The sequence below is a fragment of the Kocuria sp. BT304 genome, from assembly GCF_003290245.1.
Lineage (GTDB): Bacteria > Actinomycetota > Actinomycetes > Actinomycetales > Micrococcaceae > Kocuria > Kocuria rhizophila_A.
Genome location: NZ_CP030039.1, coordinates 1,206,056 through 1,225,207 on the forward strand (window position 1 = coordinate 1,206,056; position 19,152 = coordinate 1,225,207).

Consider the following 19,152-nt stretch of genomic DNA (forward strand, 5'->3'; position numbering starts at 1 on the left):
GCGGGATGCTCCAGGGTGGCGGGTTCGTAGTCGTCCGGGACCTTCTGGCCCGTCGCGAGAACGGTGGGCTCCTGGGGGCGCCAGTCCTCGGGCAGCGGGGACGACGATCCCGTGGTGGAGGCGCTGGCAGAGGCGGGTGGGGTGCTGGGCGAGGCGGCGTCGTCGTGCGAGGAAGCGCTGGACGCGGTGGGCTGGGGGGAGACGGAGCCGTCCGCCGCGGGGCCACCCCCGCAGCCACTCAGCGTGAGTGCCGCGACTCCGGCGACTACCAGGGCGCGTGCCCCCACTCGTGCGGACCGTGCGTGCTGCATGTGCCGTGAACTCCCTGCGTCGCGGACCCGGTGTGATGCACCGGACATTTCCCAGAGCATAGAGCGGGAACGCTCGCCGCAGGGGGCGCATTCGCGCAATTGTGGACGACGGAGAACATGCACATGCATGACGCCAGGTCAGCGGGGTGCCGACGGCGCAACCACCGCGGAGAATTCATCATGTTTCAGGCGTCCGCGCCCTGGAAACGATGCATAATCATGGACTTGGGGGGCGTTGCCCTCACGGCCCGGTGTCCGATCTGCACCGGGTGCCGATCCGCTCGTGGATGTCCGAGGGCCCCGTTACGGTGAGCCCATGCTGATGCTGCACACCTCCGACTGGCACCTGGGACGCACGTTCCACGGGGTCGACATCCTGGACGTCCAGGCTCGGGCCATGACGGAGATCGTCGCGTGGGTCCGTGAGTACGACGTCTCGGTGGTGCTCGTCTCCGGGGACGTCTACGACCGTGCCCAGCCCCGCACGGAGGTGGTGGAGCTGCTCAACCGCACACTGGGTGAGATCCGTGAGGCCGGGGCCCAGGTGGTCCTCACGAGCGGCAACCACGACTCCCCGGCCCGTCTCGGCTTCGGGTCGCAGATCATGTCCCATGGCGGCGTCCACCTGCTGACCACACTTGAGGACGCATGGCGGCCGGTGCTGTTCACGCAGCGCGACGGTCGGCTCACGGTGTCCCGGGGCGCAGTGCCGGCGGGAGAGCCCTCCGCCGGTTCCCCCGTCGCCGCCGCGGAGGACGCCACGGTGGCCGTCTACGGCATCCCCTACCTCGAACCGCGCGCCGCCGCGCCCCTCCTGGACTGTGCACCCACCCACCAGGGTGTCCTGGGTGCGGTGACGGCGCGGATCGACGACGACGCCCGCAACCGTCCCGGGGTCCCCACCGTGGCGATGGCCCACGCCTTCGTCACGGGCGCCGAGCCCACCGACTCGGAGCGGGTGGTCGACTCGGGCGGACTGGGCACGGCGTCCGCGGAGATCTTCGCGGAGCACGACTACACCGCCCTGGGCCACCTGCACCGACGGCAGCGCGTCACCGAGACCGTGCGCTACAGCGGATCGCCCGTGGCCTACTCGTTCTCGGAGGCGGAGCACTCCAAGGGTGCGTGGCTCGTGGACGTGCGGTCCGACGGCGTGCACGGGGTGACGCCCCTTGACCACGCGTCCGGGATGCGCCTGGCCCGGCTCAGGGGACAGCTCGACGCGCTGCTGACGGAGCCGGAGCACACCCGTGCCCAGGACGCCTGGTGCCAGGTGGTGCTCACGGACGCCGAACGCCCCGCCGCGGCCATGGAACGGGTCCGCACCCGGTTCCCCCACACCGTGGAGCTGCGCTGGGAACCGGAGGGGGGCCGGGCCGCCACCCCGCTGGGCTACAGCGCACGAGTCGCCGGTGTCGCCAGCCCGGGGGAGCTGTGCGCCCGGTTCTACGACCACGTCCGGGGCCGGTCGCTCTCGCCGTCCGAGGGCGCCGAGCTGGACGACGCGGTGGCGGCCGTGTGCGAGAAGGGAGCCGGGCGATGAGACTGCACCGGATGGAGATCACGGCGTTCGGGCCGTTCGCCGGCCACGAGGTCGTGGACTTCGAGCGTCTCAACCGCGCCGGGGTGTTCCTGCTCAACGGGGAGACGGGGTCCGGCAAGACCAGCGTGCTGGACGCGATCTGCTTCGCGCTCTACGGAGCGGGACCCACCGCGGCGGCCAAGGGCGGACGCAAGGCCCAGCACAGCGACCACGCCGACCCCCACACCGGGCCACGGGTGGACGTCGAGTTCTCGGCCGGGGGTCGCCGCTGGCACGTGAGCCGCACGCCGGCGTGGCGAGAGCCCTCCTCGCGCGCCGCCTCGGGATGGACCGAACGCCACGCCACCGTGCTGCTGCGCGAGTCGGTCGAGGGCCAGTGGGTGGAGCGTGGCTACCGGCCGGACGACGTGGGGCAGCAGATCCACCACGCGATCGGGCTGGCCCGCGAGCAGTTCACCCAGGTCATGATGCTGCCCCAGGGTCGTTTCGCCCGTTTCCTGCAGGCCGGGTCCAAGGAACGGGAGGAGCTGCTGGAAACCCTGTTCGGCACCGATGTGTACGCCGGGATCCAGGACGAGCTCAAGGCCCGGGCGGATCACGCCAAGCAGCAGCTGCGGGACGCGGACGCCGAGGCGCAGCGCACCGAGGAGCTGCTGGAACGCTTCCGCGCCAGGCTGCTCGCGGCCGTGGAGGAGCTGCCCGCTCGAGCCCGGGACGAGGTCGAGGGGACCCCGGCGGCGTCGTGGGCGCCGCGGGAACAGGCGGTGGACGAGACCGGGCCATCGGACGGGCCCGCGCAGTGGACGGACCCCACGGGGGAGACCCCGAGCGCCACGGGCAGTGAGGACGACGGCCGCGGTCCGGAGGATGCCCGCGACGTCACCGCCCGGTGGGCGGACCTCGCCGGGGCCGGTGGTGCGCTCCTGGACGCGGTGGACCGCGCTCGTCAGCGGGCCGCCGAGGAGTTCACGGTGGCCCAGCGCAGGGCCGCCGGGCTCGAGGCCGCGCGGGAACGGCTGGACCACTTCGACAGCCTCACCCGACGGCGCGAAAAACTGTCCGAGGAGCACGAGCGCGCGCAGGACGCCGCCCGCACGCTGCAGGAGCACGACGCCGCGCACCAGCTCCAGGACGTCGTCCAGGCCTCTCGCACGGCCACCCGGGAGGAGACGGAGGCGGCGCAGCGCGTCAGCGATCTCCGCACCGAACTCGCCCCGCAGAGCCCGCCGGGGCGCTCCGGCCGCCAGGTGCTGGCGGAGCACGCCCCGCTGCTGGACGAGCAGCTGGCGGCGAGGACGTTCTCGGCGTCGTTGCGCGATGCCGCCGTGGCCGCGCGGGAGGCGGCCCGCCGGGCCGTCGAACGGGCCGGGGCCCTGGAGCGGGACCGGGCCGACATGGAGCGCGAGACCCGGCACCTGCAGCAGCTGGAGGGGGCGGAGCAGCAGCTGCGGGAGCGGATGGAGGGCGAACGCGTGGCCCTCGCCGAACGGGAGCACGACCTGGAGCAGCTGCGCTCGGACACCAGGGACGAAGCCCTCGTGCGAGAGCGGGCCCGCAGTGCACGGGCCGCGGTGGAGGCGAGCCGGGACTACGAGCACGCCAGGGCCACGGCGGAGCAGCGGGGCCGGGACTACGAGCGGGACGAGACCGCCCGCCGGGAGGCCGCCCGTCACGTGGAGCGGCTGGAGGCGCTGCGCTTCGAGCACGCGGCCTCGGCGCTGGCCGAGGAGCTGGCACCGGGGGCACCGTGCCCGGTGTGCGGTTCCACGTGCCACCCCGAACCGGCCACCGCGACTCCGGGTGACGAGGTCACGGTGGCGGACCTGGAGCGTGCCCGGGCCGCACGGGACGCCGCACAGGACACCGCGGATGCCTCCCACGCCACGTGGCAGCGGGCCCAGCACGCCGCCGCCGAGGCCCTGGGACGCGGGGCGGAGGAGGATCTCGACGCCGTGGTGGAACGCGCACGGCGGGCCGCCGAGGAGGAGACCGAGCTCGTCGCGCGGCTCGAGCGGGCGGAGCGCACCGCCCGCGCGGTCGCCTCGGGGCGCGAGACGCTCGCCGAGGTGGAGGAACGTGCTGCGAGCACGAGTGCCGAGGCCGCCAGCGCACGGATCCGGGTGGACGCGGCGGCGCAGCACTGCGACCGTGAGCGCGAGCAGCTCGCGCAGAGCCTGCGAGGCTTCAGGGACGCCCCGCGGTTCCTGGAGCACGCCGAGCAGCTGCTGGAGCACCTCGACGCTTGGGAGAGCGCCCACAGGGCGCACGAGCAGGCCCGGGAGCACGCCCGACTCAGCACGCACGCTCTGGAACGCGCGGTGTCCGCCTCACCGTTCGACGGCGCGGCGGACGTCTCCCGCGCACTGCTGGAACCGGGGGAGGCCCGGGAGCTCCGGACCTGGTGGGAGGCCCACGAGCGGGATGCCGCCGCCCTCGACGCCGAGCTCGCCACGGAGGAGATGCGCCGCGCCGCGGCCCTCGACGGGCCGGAACGCGAGGAACTCTCCGACGCCGCCCTGGCCCGCGCGGCCCTCGCGCGCGACGATCTGGACATGCTGCGTGACCGGCTCACCCGGCAGCTCGGGGGTCTGCACGCCCTCGTCGAGGACATCACCGCCACCGCGAGCCAGATCCCGGACCAGGACACCCGCCACCGCGGCATCCGGGAGCGCGCGGCCACGCTCGGCGGTCTCGCGGACGTGGCCACCGCCACGTCCTCCGAGAACTCCCTGCGCATGACCCTGACCTCGTTCGTGCTCGCGGCCAAGCTCGAGCAGGTGGCCGCCGTGGCCTCCGAGCACCTCAGCCGCATGTCCTCCGGCCGCTTCACCCTGGTGCACACGGACCAGACCCGGGGCGGCGGCAAGTCGGGGCTCGGCCTCGAGATCGACGACTCCTGGACCGGTGTGCGCCGCGGCACCGAGACGCTGTCCGGGGGTGAGTCCTTCTTCACCTCCCTCGCGCTGGCCCTCGCGCTCGCGGACGTGGTGCGGGCGGAGGCCGGTGGCCGGGACATCGACACGCTGTTCGTGGACGAGGGTTTCGGCTCCCTGGACGAGCAGACCCTGGAGCAGGTGCTGGAAACCCTCGACGGGCTGCGCCGTGACGGACGGGTGATCGGCGTGGTGTCCCACGTCAGCGAGATGAAGCAGCGGATCGACACGCAACTGGTCGTGACTAAGACCCCCCAGGGCTCCCACCTCGGCATCGAGGCGGACCCGTGGTCTCCCGCGTAGGCTGACGCTCGTGAACTCCACCACCCGTGACCGCGCGCCGTCCTCCGCAGCCCGGGCTCCCCGCGTCGGACGGATCGGCAGCGACCTCCAGCTGAGCACCATCACGCTGCTGCTGCGCCTTCCGCAGGTCATGGCCCCGCTGGGCGTGCTCACGTGGCTCGCCGTCTCGGCCTCCTCTGCGTGGGCCGCGGCGCTCGGGGCCGCGGCCCTGTGTCTGGGCATGGCCGTGTGCGGGCTGGGCATGGCCGTGTTCGCCACGGTCCGGTGGCGGCTGTGGGCGCTCGCGGCGATCTCCGTGATCCAGGGCATCGTGATGTGGCAGCTCTCCCGCGTGGACGTCAGCGCGGTCTCCACCACCTGGGACGCCGCGGGCCAGTTCGCCCCGTTCTTCGTGGCCGGCCTGTCGCTCGCACCCATGGGCCTCGCCGCGCGACTGCGGTGGGCGTCGGTCTTCGCCGGGGAAGAGCGCCCCGGGGCCTTCGGGGCCGCGATGCGGCGCGAATCCGTCAACGAGGCCCTGGCCACCGTGCTCGGCGCCGCGCTCACGGGACTGCTGGCGGTGCTGGCCGGCCCCTCGTCCGTGCTGCGGGCCTCGGCGATCCTGTCCGTGCTCATCATGCTGCTGTTCGTGCTGCACCCCTCGGCGCGTCAGCCGCAGGCCAACATGCCCGTGCACCTGTGGCGCCAGGACCACTGGCCCACCCGCGCGCAGCGGCGCACCGCGTTCCGGCTGCGCCACGGGGTGCTCTACGGGATCGCGGCACTCAACGCGCTGCTGGGCGCGGCCCAGGGCTGCCTTGCGGTGTACTCGGTGTCCCTGGACACCGTGGAAAGCATGGGGGTCATGTACGCGCTGCTCGGTTTCGGGGCAGCGGTGGGCTCCACGCTGGCCGTGCGCTTCCGGCACCGGGTCACGGCGGCCAACATGTGGGTGCTCGTGGCCACCGGCGCGCTGCTGACCTCCATGCTGCTGTCCGGGCCCTCCGGCGCGCTCGGCTACGCCCTGGTGCTCATGGCGGTCGGCTTCTTCTCCGGCCCGTGCCTGCTGTGCATCCACAGCTGCGCGGGCCAGGTGGACATGGCCCGCGGCTACCTCGGACTCGTGGCCCTCATGAACATCGCCACCGGCGCGGCCACGGCCGTGGGGCTGATCGTGTGCGCGTACCTCGGGGTGCGGTGGGACTACATGTCCGCGGCGATGATCCCCGTGGCCGCCGCCATGGCCCTGCTGGGGTCCGCCCTCGTGTTCTGCTACGGACTGCGACGCACCCCCGGCCCCGATCCCAGGATCTGAGCGGCCGGTACCCGAGCCACTCCGCGGTTGGGCACGATGCCGCCGCGGCGTCACGCCACCGCGCACGCGTGCGCCCCGCATGACGTCGATGCCCGGCTCAAGCACCCTGCCCGGCCCTACCAATCCGGCGGGTTCAACTGCCCCGCGACGTCAGCGCCCAGCTCAACCACTCAGCACAACCCAGCCCAACCCCTCCGCACAGCACGACGCCGCCGCGGAACCGTGTTCTCGCTCGGCGGTTCCGCGGCGGCGTCGTCGGGCAACGCCCGGAACGCCACCCGGCCGGTGGTCGGGCCGACGCGCTCGGGGGCGCGTCGGCGTCGGCTCAGTGGCCGCGGGCGATCCACTCGCCAAGGTGGGGCTTCTCCTCGCCCACGGTGGTGGCGTCGCCGTGCCCGGGGAGCACCAGGGTGTCCTCCGGGAGGGTGAGGAGCCGCTTCTCGATCGAGGCAATGATCGTGGGGAAGTCCGAGTACGAGCGTCCCGTGGCGCCCGGACCACCCTGGAAGAGGGTGTCCCCGGTGAAGATCACGCCGTGCTCCCCGAGCTGCGGGGCGTGGAAGACCACGGAGCCGGGGGAGTGCCCCGGCGTGGCCAGCACCGTGAACTCCACGGTCCCGGTCACCAGCTGCTGACCGTCGTGCAGCGGCTCGGGCTCGGGACCCTGCGGGTGGACGTCATGCCACAGCATGAGGTCCTCGTGGCTCATGAGCACCGGGGCGTCCGTGCCCAGTTGCTCCACGAAGTCCCGGACGGCCTTGATGTGGTCGTCGTGGCCGTGCGTGAGCAGCACGTGGGTCACGGTGCGCTCACCGACCGCGGCGATCACCGCGTCCGGGTCGTGCGCGGGGTCGATGACCACGCACTCGGCGGCGCCACCGACGATCCACACGTTGTTCTCCACCTCCCAGCAGCCGCCGTCGAGGTTGAAGGTCCCCTCGGTCACGCACTTCTGGACGGTCACGCCACCGCTGGGATCGGTGAGGACGGTCTCCGGGTGGGCGCTCACCGTGCCAGCTCCACCACGGAGCGCAGCACCTTGCCGGAGCGCATGGTGTCGAACGCCGCCTCGACGTCCTCCAGGCCGATGCGCTCCGACACGAAGGCGTCGAGGTCCAGACGACCGAGGACGTACTGGTCCACGAGCATCGGGAAGTCGCGGGAGGGCAACGTGTCCCCGTACCACGCGGACTTGACGGAGCCTCCCCGGGAGAACACCTCGTCCAGCGGCAGGTCCACCGTGGTGCCCGGGTTCGGAACCCCCACCAGCACCACACGCCCCGCGAGGTCGCGGGCCCGGAACGCCTGCATGAAGGTGTCCGCGACACCCACGGCGTCGATCACGAGGTCCGCCCCGAACCCGCCGGTGAGCTCGCGGATGCCCTCCACGGCGTCCGCGGAGCGGGAGTTGACGGTGTGCGTGGCGCCGAGCCGCTGGGCGGTGCGCAGCTTCTCGTCGTCCACGTCCACGGCGATGATCGTGGTGGCGCCGGCCAGTGCGGCACCCGCGATGGCCGCGGTGCCCACACCGCCGCAGCCGATCACGGCCACGGACTCCCCGCGCTTCACGGCGCCGGTGTTGATGGCCGCGCCGATGCCCGCGGTCACGCCGCAGCCCAGCAGACCCACGGCCGCGTACTGCTCGTCCTCGAGGGGGGTCTCGATGCGGGTGCACTGGCCTGCGGCCACGAGGGTCTTCTCGGCGAACGCGCCGATCCCCAGCGCGGGCTCCAGCTCGGTGCCGTCCTCAAGGGTCATCTTCTGCGTGGCGTTGTGGGTGTCGAAGCAGTACCAGGGCTCACCCCGGCGGCACGCGCGGCACTCGCCGCACACGGCCCGCCAGTTGAGGATTACGTGGTCGCCCACGGAGACCTCGGTGACGCCCTCACCCACGGCGCTGACCACGCCGGTGGCCTCGTGGCCCAGCAGGTACGGGAAGTCCTCCCCGACACCGCCCACCTTGTAGTGCAGGTCCGTCTGGCACACCCCGCACGTGAGGACGTCCACGAGGGCCTCCCCGGGCCCCGGATCCGGGACCAGGATGGTCTCCACGGACGCCGGGGCGTCCTTCTCCAGCGCCACTACGCCTTTGACCTTGTGCATGCGATTGCCTCCGTCAGGGTGCTCGGTTGGTTGTCCCTCCCAGTATGCGCGGTGCCCGGTTTCGCGGCACCCGGGCCCCGCGCGGTTCGCCGACCGGCGAACACCGCGGCCGACCCGGGTCCGGCACCGGGCGGCGTCGACACGCGGGGGCACCTGGCATGCGAGAAGCCCAGGGTGCGCGGGAGGGCCTGGCACGCGAGGGGCCCCGGTGCACGCGAAAGCCCGGGGCGGGCGCCAACCCGCTCCCGAGGCGGCGGGCGCTCGGGGAAACACCCCCGGGGACACGCGAAGGGGCCCGCACGGTCTCGACCGTGCGGGCCCCTGTCACGCCCCGTCCGTGGTCGGCGCACCGCGTGGGTGGCGGGCCGACCGGCCGGGTGTCAGTCCTGCGAGGGCTTGGAGTAGTCCACGTGCTCGGTGTGCAGCCGGATCTTGCGACCCTCGGCCTCGAGCTTCTCCTCCTTGGCGCGCAGCTTCTCCACCTGGGCGGTGTCACGCGGGGGCAGCTGGATGGTCTCCTCGGCGCGGATCCCGCCCTGCAGCTGGCGGCCGCGCTCGAGCTCGGCGTCCACCTCAGCCCCGAACAGCAGCGCGTTGTTCATGATCCACAGCCCCAGCAGCAGGATGATCACGGAGCCGATGACCCCGTACGTGGCGTTGTACTTGGCGAAGTTCGCCACGTAGAACGCGAACGCCAGACCGGCGACGATCATGAACACCAGGGAGATGGCCGCACCGGGGCTCATCCAGCGGAACTTGGGCTGCTGCACGTTGGGGGTCGCGTAGAACAGGATGGCGATCAGCAGCACCAGCAGGAGCAGCACCACGGGGATCTTGACCCAGTTCCACACGGTCACGGCGGTGGAGCCCAGCCCCACGGCGTCACCCAGGGTCTGGGCGAGGTCGCCAGAGAGCAGCACCATGACCATCACGGCGGCCACGATGAGCACCACGATCAGGGTGACGAGCAGCATCACGGGCTTGAGCTTCCAGAAGGGGCGCCCCTCGGAGACCTCGTAGATGCGATTCAGGGCCCGGGAGAACGCCCCGGTGTACCCGGACGCGGTCCACAGGGCGCCCACGATGCCGACCACCAGCGCGAGTCCCGCTCCGGACTGCGTGGTGAGCTGGGAGATGGGATCGGAGAGCAGCTCCACGAGCGCGGACGGGGCGTACTGGTTCAGGAAGTCCAGGATGGCCTTGGTGGTTGCCTCGCCCTGGCCGAACACGCCCAGCAGCGAGACGAGCGCCAGCAGGGCCGGGAAGACGGAGAGCACGGCGAAGTAGGTCAGGGACGCCGCGAGATCGGTGCAGCCGTCCTTGGTGAACTCGGACAGCGCGCGCTTGAACACGTACCCCCAGGACTGGCCCTTGAGCTTGCCGGGGGAGTCGGGCTTGGAGTCGTGGTCCGGGTGGGGCGCGGCGTCGTCCCGGGCCGCGGTGGACTCCAGGTGCTGGTCGGTCATGGGGGTCCTCTCGAGGGGTGTCTGCTGGACGCAGGTGCTCCGAGCAGTGTACTGACTTCCCGCCCCGCGGTCCCTCGAACACCTCCGGATGCAGCACCGCGCCCGTGAACGGTTCACGGGCGCGGTGCGGTGCCGCAGTGCGGCGCGGGTGGGCGGTGAGCGGACGGGACTCGGGCCCGGCCGGCCCGTTGCGGGCCGAGCCGGCGCTCAGCGGGACAGCGAGAGCGCGTACTGGTGTATGCGCTCGCTGAGCCGCGTGAGCACTCTGATCTCCTGGGCGTCGAGAGCGGTGCTCATGACGTCCGCGACCTTCTGGTCGTTGTCCGCGGAGATCCGTTCGTAGAGCCGGCCCCCGGCCTCGGTCAGGGCCACCCGCACGCCCCGCAGGTCCTGCGAGTCCTGGCGGCGGGTCACGAGGCCCTTGTTCTCGAGGCGTTCGAGCATCCGGGACAGGCTGGACTGCGTCAGCAGCACGTGGCTGTTGAGGTCCCGCAGTCTGAGCCCGCCGCGGTCGGCGCCGTGCAGCGTGGCCAGCACCTCGAACTCACGGCGCGACAGGCCCTGCAGGTCCACGTCCCGCTGCAGCTGCCGGGTCACCGACACATGACAGCGGCTCAAAGCATCCCACGCCTCGATACTCCCCCTTGACGACATACATTTCCCCCTAGTAGCAACGTTCACCCCCTATGAACGTTATCTACATGTTACGAGCGCGCCCCCGTGCATTTCCGGCCGTGGGTGTCCACACTTCTGGCCGGACCACCCGGGTCTGTCCACCCAAGGGGGCACACGACGACGCGGGGGCCGTCGCGCACGATGCGCAACGACCCCCGCGTGGAGACGGTCGGTCTGGGTGCTACTTGATGCCGAGCACCGAGGCGGTGTGGCCCATGATCTCGTCCGCGAGGCGGGGATCGTCGTTGAGCTTGCGGCCGTAGGCGGGGATGAGCTCCTTGATCCGGGGCTCCCACTCGGACATCTTGGCGGGGAAGCACTTGGACAGCAGGTTCAGCATGATCGGCACGGCGGTGGAGGCACCGGGGGAGGCCCCCAGCAGCGCGCCGATGGAGCCGTCCGCGCTGGTGACCAGCTCCGTGCCGAACTGCAGCACGCCACCCTTCTGGGGATCGGACTTCATGACCTGCACACGCTGGCCCGCCTCGATCAGCTCCCACTGGGACTCCTCCGCGGTGGGGTAGTACTCGTGGAGGGCGTCGATGCGCTGCGAACGGGTCTTGGTCAGCTCGCCCACCAGGTACTTCACGAGGTCCAGGTTGGCCATGCCCGCGCGGGTCATGGGGTACAGGTTGTGCGCGCGCACGCTCTTGGGCAGGTCCAGCAGGGAGCCGTGCTTGAGGAAGTTGGGCTTGAAACCGCCGTACGGGCCGAACATGATGGCGCGCCGGCCGTTGACGTAGCGCGTGTCCAGGTGGGGCACGGACATGGGCGGGGCTCCCACGGAGGCCTGGCCGTAGACCTTGGCGTTGTGCTGGGCGGTCACGGTGGGATCCGTGTTGCGCAGGAACAGCCCGGACACGGGGAAGCCGCCGTAGCCCTTGGCCTCCTTGATCTTGGACTTCTGCAGCAGCGGCAGGGCGCCGCCGCCCGCGCCCAGGAACACGAAGCCCGCGCGGATCACGCGGTTGTTGTCGCTGTTGAGGCGGTCCACCACGGACACGAGCCAGGAGCCGTCGCTCTGGCGGTCCAGGGTGGTGACCTCCTGGCCGTACTCCACGGTGATGTTGCGGCCCTGCAGGTGGTTCAGCAGCTGGTTGGTCAGCGCGCCGAAGTCCACGTCCGTGCCCTCGGGAGCGAAGGTGGCCGCCACGCGTCCGGCGCCGCGACCGTGCATGGTCAGGGGCGCCCACTGGGCGATGAGGTCGCGGTCCTCGGTGAACTCCATGCGTTCGAAGAGCTTGTTGGGCTTGAACGCGTCGTAGCGGGCCCGGAGGTAGTCGGCGTGGTCGTCGCCAAAGACCATGGACACGTGCGGCACGGGGTTGATGAAGGTGTTCGGGTCCTCCAGCGTGCCGTTCTCCACGAGGGAGCTCCACAGCTGGCGGGTCACCTGGAACTGCTCGTTGATGGTCAGCGCCTTCTCCGCGCTGACGGTGCCGTCCGCGGCCTGCGGGGCGTAGTTGAGCTCGCACAGGGCCGAGTGGCCGGTGCCGGCGTTGTTCCACGCGTTGGAGCTCTCGAGCCCGGCGGCGTCCAGGCGCTCCAGCACGAGCATCCTCCACTCGGGCTGGAGGTCGTTGAGCAGCGTGGCCAGCGTGGCGCTCATGATGCCGGCGCCCACGAGGACTACGTCGGCGGTTTCGGTGGGCTGAGGTGATGTCACTGTTTCTCCCGTGCGTGCAGGGTGGGCGCGGCACTGCGCCCCGGTGTTCGTCGTCCAGGGTATCCCCAGCCCCGGCCAACTCCCAACGTGCGACGGGGGCCTCGGGCGCCTCAGGAGAGCTGGATCTCGTTGAACCGTTCGAAGCCCGTGGAGGTCAGGGGGAAGTTCACCACGCGGGAGTTCACGGCCACCGCGGAGACGGGGTGGGACAGCGGGACCGCAGGGACCACCTCGGACACGCGGTCGTTGAGTGCCTTGTAGGACGCGGTGCGCGGATCTCCCTGGGCCATGGCGGCGGCGCGGTTGACCGCGGTGCTCAGCCCGGCGTCGTCGCAGCCCAGCCGTGCCTGCGAGGAGCCCAGCAGGGGCCCCATGAAGCTGTCCGGGTCCCGGAAGCTGCCGCTCCAGCCCAGGAGGCTCAGCGCGTGGTCCGCCCCGGGGTCGGTGGCGGTCTCCACGTAGCCGTCCTCCCAGTCCACGGGCACGGGGGTGATGCGGAATCCCGCGCGCGTGAGCTGCGCGGAGATCTGGGCGTAGACGCGCTCCGGCTCCTGCAGGTACATGCGCGAGGTGTTGCGGGGGTAGCAGAACCTCAGCCGCTCACCCTTGTACGCGCTGCCCCGGAGCAGGTCCTGGGCGTGCTGGGGGTCGTAGCCCGGCAGCTGCAGGTGCTCGCCGTTGACGTTGAAGCGCGCGGGCACGAACTGGTCCGCCACGTTGGTGCCGTTGGGGAACAGGGAGGTGGCGAGGGCGCGGCGGTCGATCGCCGCGGCGACGGCGCGGCGGACGGAGACGTCCCTGAGGGCCGGCACGCGCTGGTTGAGCCCCAGGTAGGACACGGCGTAGGGGTCCCGGTAGAGCACCTGCACGCCCTCCCGGGCGAGGGGGGCGAAGTCGTCCAGGCCGACCAGGTCGTACGCGTCCACCTCTCCGCCCAGCAGGGCCGCGCAGCGCACCTCGGCGTCCGGGATCACCCGCATCTCCAGGGAACCCACCTGGCCGAGGTCCCCCCAGTAGCGCTCGTTGGACACCAGCTTCACAGAGGTCCCCGAGGCGGAGTCGAAGCGGAACGGGCCCGTGCCCACCGGGTGCTCGTCCTCGGTGCCCGCCTCGATGCTGCCGGGGGAGGCGATGCCGAAGGCCGGCTGCGTGAGCGCGGAGAGCAGGGGGCTGTACGGGCGGGTGAGCGTGAGGACCACGGTGCGCTCGTCCCGGACCTCCACGCTGGCGTAGGACGTGGACACCATTGGATCCGTGTAGCCGTGGCGGAAGGTGGTGGCGAACGCGCTGCGGTGCGCCCACGGCTCGCCGGACTCGGCCTGCGCCCGCCACTTGTCGAAGTTGGCCTTGACCGCGGCAGCGTCGAGCTCGGTGCCGTCGTGGAAGCGGACGTCGTCCCGCAGGGTGAACGTCACGGAGCGCTTGTCGTCCGCGATCTCCCAGGACTCGGCGAGTCCTGGCGCGGGCTCGCCCGTGGAACGGTCCGCGCTCACGAGGCCCTCGAGGATCTGCGTGGAGATCCGTGAGGTCTCCTGCGAGTTCTGCCGGGACGGGTCCAGCCCGGTGGGCGCCGCGGCGTGGGCGAGCACGAACGTGCCGTTCGGCACCGACGGGCTGCCGCCGCGCTCGCCGCACCCGGCCAGCGCGAGGCCGAGACCCGCGGCGGCCAGGAACGTGCGCCGCCCGAAAGCGTTCTCAGCGATCACCGCACGCCCTTTCTGCCGCCGTCTCCTCGAGGTGCCCGGCGGTGTCGGGCACCCCGTGCGTCGTCGTGCGCAAGACGGGAGTCGAACCCGCACGCCCTGGGGCACAGGAACCTAAATCCTGCGTGTCTGCCAGTTCCACCACTCGCGCAGTCCTGGGGCACGGGCGGGCGAGCGCCCGCGGCCCCGAGATCGTCCCCCATCCTAACCAGTCGGGGCGCGCCCGCCGCGGGTGCTCGCGGGGGACGACGACGCCGCGGCCTCAGGAATCCAGCCCCAGGTCCCGTCGCAGCTTGGCCACGTGCCCCTTGGCGCGCACGTTGTACTGCGCGAGGTCCACCGTGCCGTGCTCGTCCAGCACCACGGTGGAGCGGATCAGGCCCTCGTAGACCTTGCCGTAGTTCTTCTTCTCGCCCCACGCCCCGTAGGCCTCGACCACGCGGTGGTCCGGGTCGGAGAGCAGGGGGAAGCCGAGGTCGTGCTCGGTCGAGAAGCGGGCGAGGGCCTCGGGGGCGTCCGCGGAGATGCCGACCACCCGGTACCCGGCGGCACCGAGGGACGCCAGACTGTCCCGGAAGTCACAGGCCTGCGTGGTGCAGCCGGGCGTGGCGGCCCGCGGGTAGAAGTGCAGGACGGCGCGCTCGCCCCGCAGGTCGGCCAGCGACAGGTGCCCGCCGTGGGCGTCCGGGAGGGTGAAGTCGGGGGCGGTGTCGCCGGGGCTCAGGCGAGAGGTCATGGTGGGGTCCTTCCTCTGGTGACAGATGTTCCCTAATGGACGCGTCCTCGCGTACAGTGCAGGGGTGCAGGACGAGCTTGTCACGTCCGGGACGGGGGATGCTCCGCACGCGGGGGCGTGCCGGGCGCCGCAGCGGCGCGACACCGACGGTGACGCCGAGAGGTGTGCACCCGCCCGGAGTTGACTAAATCGCCACTGTACTGTAATGCAACCGAAGCACACCGAGTGGATACAATCAGCACATGCCCCACAGGAACCCGTGGCCCACGAACCGTCTGCTGTCCACGGCGGCACGACTTGTGGAGCACGCGTGGAACGAGGAGCTCGCCTCGCTCGGGGTGACCCACGCGGGAGTCATGGCACTGGACGTCCTGCGCTGCGAGGGCAGCATGACCCAGGCCCAGCTCGCCCACCAGGTGCGGGTCCAGGCGCAGACCATGGGCAAGACCCTGCACCGGCTCGAGTCCCACGGCCACGTCACCCGGTCCCGGAGCGAACGGGACCGCCGCTCCCACGTGGTGAGCATCTCGCCGGCGGGGGAGCAGGTGCTCGCGGACGCCGCGAGCATCGAGCAGGACCTGCTCGGAGGGGATGACGGCTCGGACGAGCAGTTCCGGTGCCGGCTCATGGAGATCATCTCGACCCTCGGCGGTGCACGGTGGCGCATGGAGGTCCAGGAGGACCGTACCGCGTGCGGTGCGGACGCCTCGGGGGAGACCGGTGTTCAGGATGCTGGCGCCCGAGGTGCCGGGGCTCAGGAGACTGAGGGGCGGGGCACCGCAGCTCGTTGACCGGCGCCGCCGCGGCATCGCACTGACCGCCGTGGCCACGCCCCGGGTGCGAGTCTCTTCCACCACGGCGGGGTCGCGACAGTTTTCGCCCGCGCATTCCGCCCCTTCGCTGCGCTGCACCGGCGCGCCGAGACGTGCCGCCCGTCTGGGGCCCCACCCGCGCTGCACAGAACGGTGGCGTTCGCGGTCGAACGGCACGCGGTTCCTGCACCGGATGGTGTCCGGACATGACGGAAGCCGGACCGCGTGCAGCGATCCGGCTTCCAGGTGGTGCGCCCCCAGGGACTTGAACCCTGAACCCATTGATTAAGAGTCAATTGCTCTGCCAATTGAGCTAGAGGCGCGGGTGCTGTTCGGGTGGTTGCTCCGGCTCTCGCCGTTGCTTTCTCCCTCGCAACGAGAGACAACTTTAGCAGTCCGGCGGGGGGAGTCAAATCCGGTCTCCGAGGGGGTGGGGGCGGCTCACGGGCGGCGTCCGTGCGGGGCCGCCCACCGTAGAATCGGGCCCATGAGCGACTCGACCTCCCGTGCCCCTTCGTCCCCGCTGCGCGTGATCTCGCTCCCCGAGCAGCGGCTCTTCGACGAGATCAGTGCCGTGACCGAGGACTTCCGGTGCGTGCTGTGGGACCTGGAGGGGGAGCCGCAGGGCTGCGCCCGGGAGGACGTGGACATCGCGGTGGCCCCCTACTACAGCAGCCGCTGGCGCAGGGACCCCTCGGTCCTGGAGCACGTGCGCCTGCTCCAGCTGCAGTCCACGGGCTACGACGGCGTGCCCGAGCTCCTCGGGGACGGCACCGCTCTCGCCGCGGCCGGCTGGGTGCACGCGGCCGGCACGGCGGAGATCGCACTGGGGCTCATCATTGCCGCCCAGCGCCACCTGGACCGTGCCGTGCTGCAGCAGCACGAGGGCGTGTACAGGTCCTTCTTCTCCCGCGCCGTCGCCGACTCCCGGGTCACCCTGGTGGGGGTCGGGGAGATCGGGCGTGCGGTGGCCGCACGGCTCGAGCCCTTCGAGGTGGACCTCACCCGCGTGGCCTCCACCGCCCGCGACGACGCCTCCGGCCACGTGCACGGCATCGCCGGGCTGCCCGGGATCCTTCCCCGCACGGACATCCTGGTGCTCGCGCTGCCCCTGAACGACTCCACCGCGGGGCTCGTGGGTGAGCGGCTGCTGCGGCTGCTGCCCGACGACGCCCTGGTGGTCAACGTGGGCCGCGGACCGGTGCTCGACACGGACGCCCTGACCTCCGAGGTGCTCGCGGGCCGGCTGCGCTGCGCCCTGGACGTCGTGGACCCGGAGCCCCTCCCGGGGGACCACCCGCTCATGGGCGCGGCCGGTTCCATCGTGCTGCCCCACGTGGGCGGCTCCAACGTGTCCTACCGGCCGCGCGTCCGGCGGCTGATCCTGGAGCAGCTGGAGCTGATCCGGCAGGGGCGCGCCCCGCAGTTCCTGGTGAAGCGCGGGGGTTTCACGATGTGAGACGGGGTGTCCGCAGTTTGACACGGGGGTTGGCTGCGTCACACGATGAGGTCATGAATTCGGCACAGCGCATCATTCGGGACCTCGTACTGGTCGTCCTCATCGGACGACCGGCCTGAGGAGCTTCGACGCGCACACCGCCAAGGCCCTCGGCCCACGGAACCCGTGGACAGGGCCTTTTTCATGTACCGGGGCACCACCCCCGCCCCTCGCCGGACACCACCCCGACCGGCACAGTCGCCACCACGCACGCAAAGGACACAGCACCATGAGCAAGGACCAGCCGATCTCACCGGCGGTGATGGCCCAGCGGCGCACGCCGTCCGGACCCACGGCCCAGTCCGCGGACTCGGACCGGGTGCGTCTCACCGGCACGGCCGCCGACGCCGTCGCCCCCGAGCAGATGACGGGCTCGCAGGCCATCATCCGCTCGCTCGAGATGCTCGGTGTCACGGACGTGTTCGGGCTGCCCGGCGGGGCGATCCTGCCCACGTACGACCCCCTGCTGGACACGGACAAGATCAACCACGTGCTGGTGCGCCACGAGCAGGGCGCCGGACACGCCGCGGAGGGCTACGCGCTCGCCTCGGGCCGCGTGGGGGTGTGCCTCGCGACCTCGGGGCCGGGAGCCACCAACCTGGTCACGGCCCTGGCCGACGCCAACATGGACTCCATCCCCATGCTGGCCATCACGGGCCAGGTGGCCAGCTCCTCGATCGGCTCCGACGCCTTCCAGGAGGCGGACATCGTGGGCATGACCATGCCCGTGACCAAGCACTCCTACCTGGTGACCGACGCGCAGGAGATCCCGCGCGTCCTCGCCGAGGCCTACCACCTGGCGTCCACGGGCCGCCCGGGCCCGGTGCTGGTGGACGTGGCCAAGGACGCCCAGCAGGGGGAGATGACCTTCAGCTGGCCGCCGCACGTGGAGCTCGCCGGCTACCGTCCTGTGACTCGGGGCCACTCCAAGCAGATCAAGGAGGCCGCACGGCTGATCGCCGAGGCCCAGCGTCCGGTGCTGTACACGGGCGGCGGGGCCATGCGCGCCGACGCCCCGGCCGAGCTCATGGAGCTGGCGGAGCTCACGGGAGCCCCCGTGGTCACCACGCTGACCGCCCGCGGGATCTTCCCGGACTCGCACCGCCAGAACCTGGGCATGCCCGGGATGCACGGCACGGTGCCGGCGGTCTACGCGATGCAGCAGGCGGACCTGCTGATCACCCTGGGTGCGCGCTTCGACGACCGCGTGACCGGGCAGCTGGACACGTTCGCCCCCCATGCCACCGTGATCCACGCGGACATCGACCCCGCCGAGATCTCCAAGAACCGGCTCGCGGACGTGCCCATCGTGGGGGACCTGGCCACGGTGATCCCGGACCTCACCCAGGCCGTGCGCCAGGAGTTCGAGGAGACCGGCGCGCCGGACCTGAGCACGTGGTGGCAGGCCCTGGACTCGCTTCGGGAGACCTACCCCCTGGGGTACACCCGCACCGACGACGGCCACGGCAGCCCGCAGCACGTGATCGAGCGGATCTCCGCCCTCACCGGACCCGAGGCCGTGTACGCCTCCGGGGTGGGGCAGCACCAGATGTGGTCCGCCCAGTTCGTGGACTACGAGCGCCCCCGGCAGTGGCTGAACTCTGCCGGGCTGGGCACCATGGGCTTCGCGGTCCCCGCGGCCATGGGCGCCAAGGTGGCCCAGCCGGACCGCGTGGTGTGGGCCATCGACGGGGACGGCTGCTTCCAGATGACCAACCAGGAACTGGCCACGTGCGTGATCAACGACATCCCCATCAAGGTGGCCGTGATCAACAACTCCTCGCTGGGCATGGTGCGGCAGTGGCAGACCCTGTTCTACGACGGCCGGTACTCCAACACCGAGCTGAACACCGGTCACAACTCCCGCCGGATCCCGGACTTCGTGAAGCTCGCGGACGCCTACGGGTGCGCGGCCCTGCGCTGCGAGCGCGACGAGGACGTGGACGCCACCATCCAACAGGCGCTGGAGATCAACGACCGCCCCGTGGTGATCGACTTCGTGGTCTCGGCGGACGCCATGGTGTGGCCCATGGTCCCCTCGGGGGTCTCCAACGACCGGATCCAGATCGCCCGCAACATGACTCCCGAGTGGAAGACGGAGGACTGATC

The 19,152-nt window shown here is 71.7% G+C and carries 13 protein-coding genes and 2 tRNA genes; 6 read left to right on the forward strand and 9 right to left on the reverse strand.

Features of this window, described 5'->3' with window-relative positions; all coding sequences use genetic code 11:
* Positions 1 to 627: 627 nt before the first annotated feature.
* Genes DNL27_RS05490 through DNL27_RS05500 form a run of 3 tightly spaced genes read left to right on the forward strand, consistent with a single transcriptional unit; the run spans position 628 to position 6,384 of the window.
* A complete protein-coding gene (locus tag DNL27_RS05490) occupies positions 628 to 1,854 on the forward strand; it encodes an exonuclease SbcCD subunit D (protein ID WP_112234934.1) in 1,227 nt (408 codons plus the stop codon).
* Entirely contained in the window at positions 1,851 to 5,090 is a 3,240-nt protein-coding gene (locus DNL27_RS05495) for an AAA family ATPase (protein WP_112234935.1), read from the forward strand. Before DNL27_RS05490 ends, DNL27_RS05495 begins: the two co-directional genes overlap by 4 nt.
* A gap of 10 nt (positions 5,091 to 5,100) precedes the next feature.
* Positions 5,101 to 6,384, forward strand: a complete 1,284-nt coding sequence (locus tag DNL27_RS05500; RefSeq protein ID WP_058954359.1) for a hypothetical protein — start codon at positions 5,101 to 5,103, stop codon at positions 6,382 to 6,384.
* Between the two features lie 325 nt (positions 6,385 to 6,709).
* On the opposite strand, the gene DNL27_RS05505 is transcribed toward DNL27_RS05500, so the two are convergent.
* From DNL27_RS05505 to bcp, 8 genes are all read right to left on the reverse strand, one after another.
* Positions 6,710 to 7,393, reverse strand: a complete 684-nt coding sequence (locus tag DNL27_RS05505) for an MBL fold metallo-hydrolase (RefSeq protein WP_112234936.1) — start codon at positions 7,391 to 7,393, stop codon at positions 6,710 to 6,712.
* Complete coding sequence (locus tag DNL27_RS05510; RefSeq protein WP_112234937.1) at positions 7,390 to 8,487, reverse strand: S-(hydroxymethyl)mycothiol dehydrogenase; 1,098 nt, start codon at positions 8,485 to 8,487, stop codon at positions 7,390 to 7,392. The genes DNL27_RS05505 and DNL27_RS05510 overlap by 4 nt, the downstream gene beginning before the upstream one ends.
* A gap of 380 nt (positions 8,488 to 8,867) precedes the next feature.
* Positions 8,868 to 9,953 carry a YihY/virulence factor BrkB family protein gene (locus DNL27_RS05515; protein ID WP_041297336.1) on the reverse strand — a complete coding sequence of 362 codons (1,086 nt, stop codon included), beginning with the start codon at positions 9,951 to 9,953 and terminating at the stop codon, positions 8,868 to 8,870.
* Positions 9,954 to 10,160: 207 nt separating this feature from the next.
* On the reverse strand, positions 10,161 to 10,550 hold the full coding sequence (locus tag DNL27_RS05520; protein ID WP_105590612.1) for a MarR family winged helix-turn-helix transcriptional regulator: 390 nt from the start codon (positions 10,548 to 10,550) through the stop codon (positions 10,161 to 10,163).
* A 259-nt stretch (positions 10,551 to 10,809) separates the two neighbouring features.
* Positions 10,810 to 12,294: a malate:quinone oxidoreductase gene (locus DNL27_RS05525; RefSeq protein WP_112234939.1), complete on the reverse strand. Its 1,485-nt coding sequence runs from the start codon at positions 12,292 to 12,294 to the stop codon at positions 10,810 to 10,812.
* A 110-nt stretch (positions 12,295 to 12,404) separates the two neighbouring features.
* Entirely contained in the window at positions 12,405 to 14,000 is a 1,596-nt protein-coding gene (locus DNL27_RS05530; protein WP_112234940.1) for an ABC transporter substrate-binding protein, read from the reverse strand.
* Between the two features lie 66 nt (positions 14,001 to 14,066).
* A tRNA-Leu gene (locus tag DNL27_RS05535) sits at positions 14,067 to 14,148 on the reverse strand.
* Positions 14,149 to 14,259: 111 nt separating this feature from the next.
* Positions 14,260 to 14,733: a thioredoxin-dependent thiol peroxidase gene (gene bcp, locus DNL27_RS05540; RefSeq protein WP_112234941.1), complete on the reverse strand. Its 474-nt coding sequence runs from the start codon at positions 14,731 to 14,733 to the stop codon at positions 14,260 to 14,262.
* 242 nt (positions 14,734 to 14,975) lie between these two features.
* Here bcp and DNL27_RS05545 point away from each other — a divergent pair, with 242 nt between their 5' ends.
* A complete protein-coding gene (locus tag DNL27_RS05545) occupies positions 14,976 to 15,524 on the forward strand; it encodes a MarR family winged helix-turn-helix transcriptional regulator (protein WP_112234942.1) in 549 nt (182 codons plus the stop codon).
* A 268-nt stretch (positions 15,525 to 15,792) separates the two neighbouring features.
* Here DNL27_RS05545 and DNL27_RS05550 read toward each other — a convergent pair.
* A tRNA-Lys gene (locus tag DNL27_RS05550) sits at positions 15,793 to 15,868 on the reverse strand.
* A 164-nt stretch (positions 15,869 to 16,032) separates the two neighbouring features.
* Here DNL27_RS05550 and DNL27_RS05555 point away from each other — a divergent pair.
* Both DNL27_RS05555 and DNL27_RS05560 read left to right on the forward strand, forming a co-directional pair.
* On the forward strand, positions 16,033 to 17,004 hold the full coding sequence (locus tag DNL27_RS05555; protein ID WP_112234943.1) for an NAD(P)-dependent oxidoreductase: 972 nt from the start codon (positions 16,033 to 16,035) through the stop codon (positions 17,002 to 17,004).
* Positions 17,005 to 17,272: 268 nt separating this feature from the next.
* Positions 17,273 to 19,150, forward strand: a complete 1,878-nt coding sequence (locus DNL27_RS05560; RefSeq protein WP_112234944.1) for an acetolactate synthase large subunit — start codon at positions 17,273 to 17,275, stop codon at positions 19,148 to 19,150.
* Positions 19,151 to 19,152 lie beyond the last annotated feature (2 nt).

Excerpts from the sequence above, each read along its gene's own strand:
- DNL27_RS05490 (WP_112234934.1), top strand. The coding sequence starts at position 628 with ATGCTGATGCTGCACACCTCCGACTGGCACCTGGGACGCACGTTCCAC.
- DNL27_RS05495 (WP_112234935.1), top strand. The coding sequence starts at position 1,851 with ATGAGACTGCACCGGATGGAGATCACGGCGTTCGGGCCGTTCGCCGGC.
- DNL27_RS05510 (WP_112234937.1), bottom strand. The coding sequence starts at position 8,487 with ATGCACAAGGTCAAAGGCGTAGTGGCGCTGGAGAAGGACGCCCCGGCG.
- DNL27_RS05515 (WP_041297336.1), bottom strand. The coding sequence starts at position 9,953 with ATGACCGACCAGCACCTGGAGTCCACCGCGGCCCGGGACGACGCCGCG.
- bcp (WP_112234941.1), bottom strand. The coding sequence starts at position 14,733 with ATGACCTCTCGCCTGAGCCCCGGCGACACCGCCCCCGACTTCACCCTC.
- DNL27_RS05545 (WP_112234942.1), top strand. The coding sequence starts at position 14,976 with ATGCCCCACAGGAACCCGTGGCCCACGAACCGTCTGCTGTCCACGGCG.
- DNL27_RS05555 (WP_112234943.1), top strand. The coding sequence starts at position 16,033 with ATGAGCGACTCGACCTCCCGTGCCCCTTCGTCCCCGCTGCGCGTGATC.
- DNL27_RS05560 (WP_112234944.1), top strand. The coding sequence starts at position 17,273 with ATGAGCAAGGACCAGCCGATCTCACCGGCGGTGATGGCCCAGCGGCGC.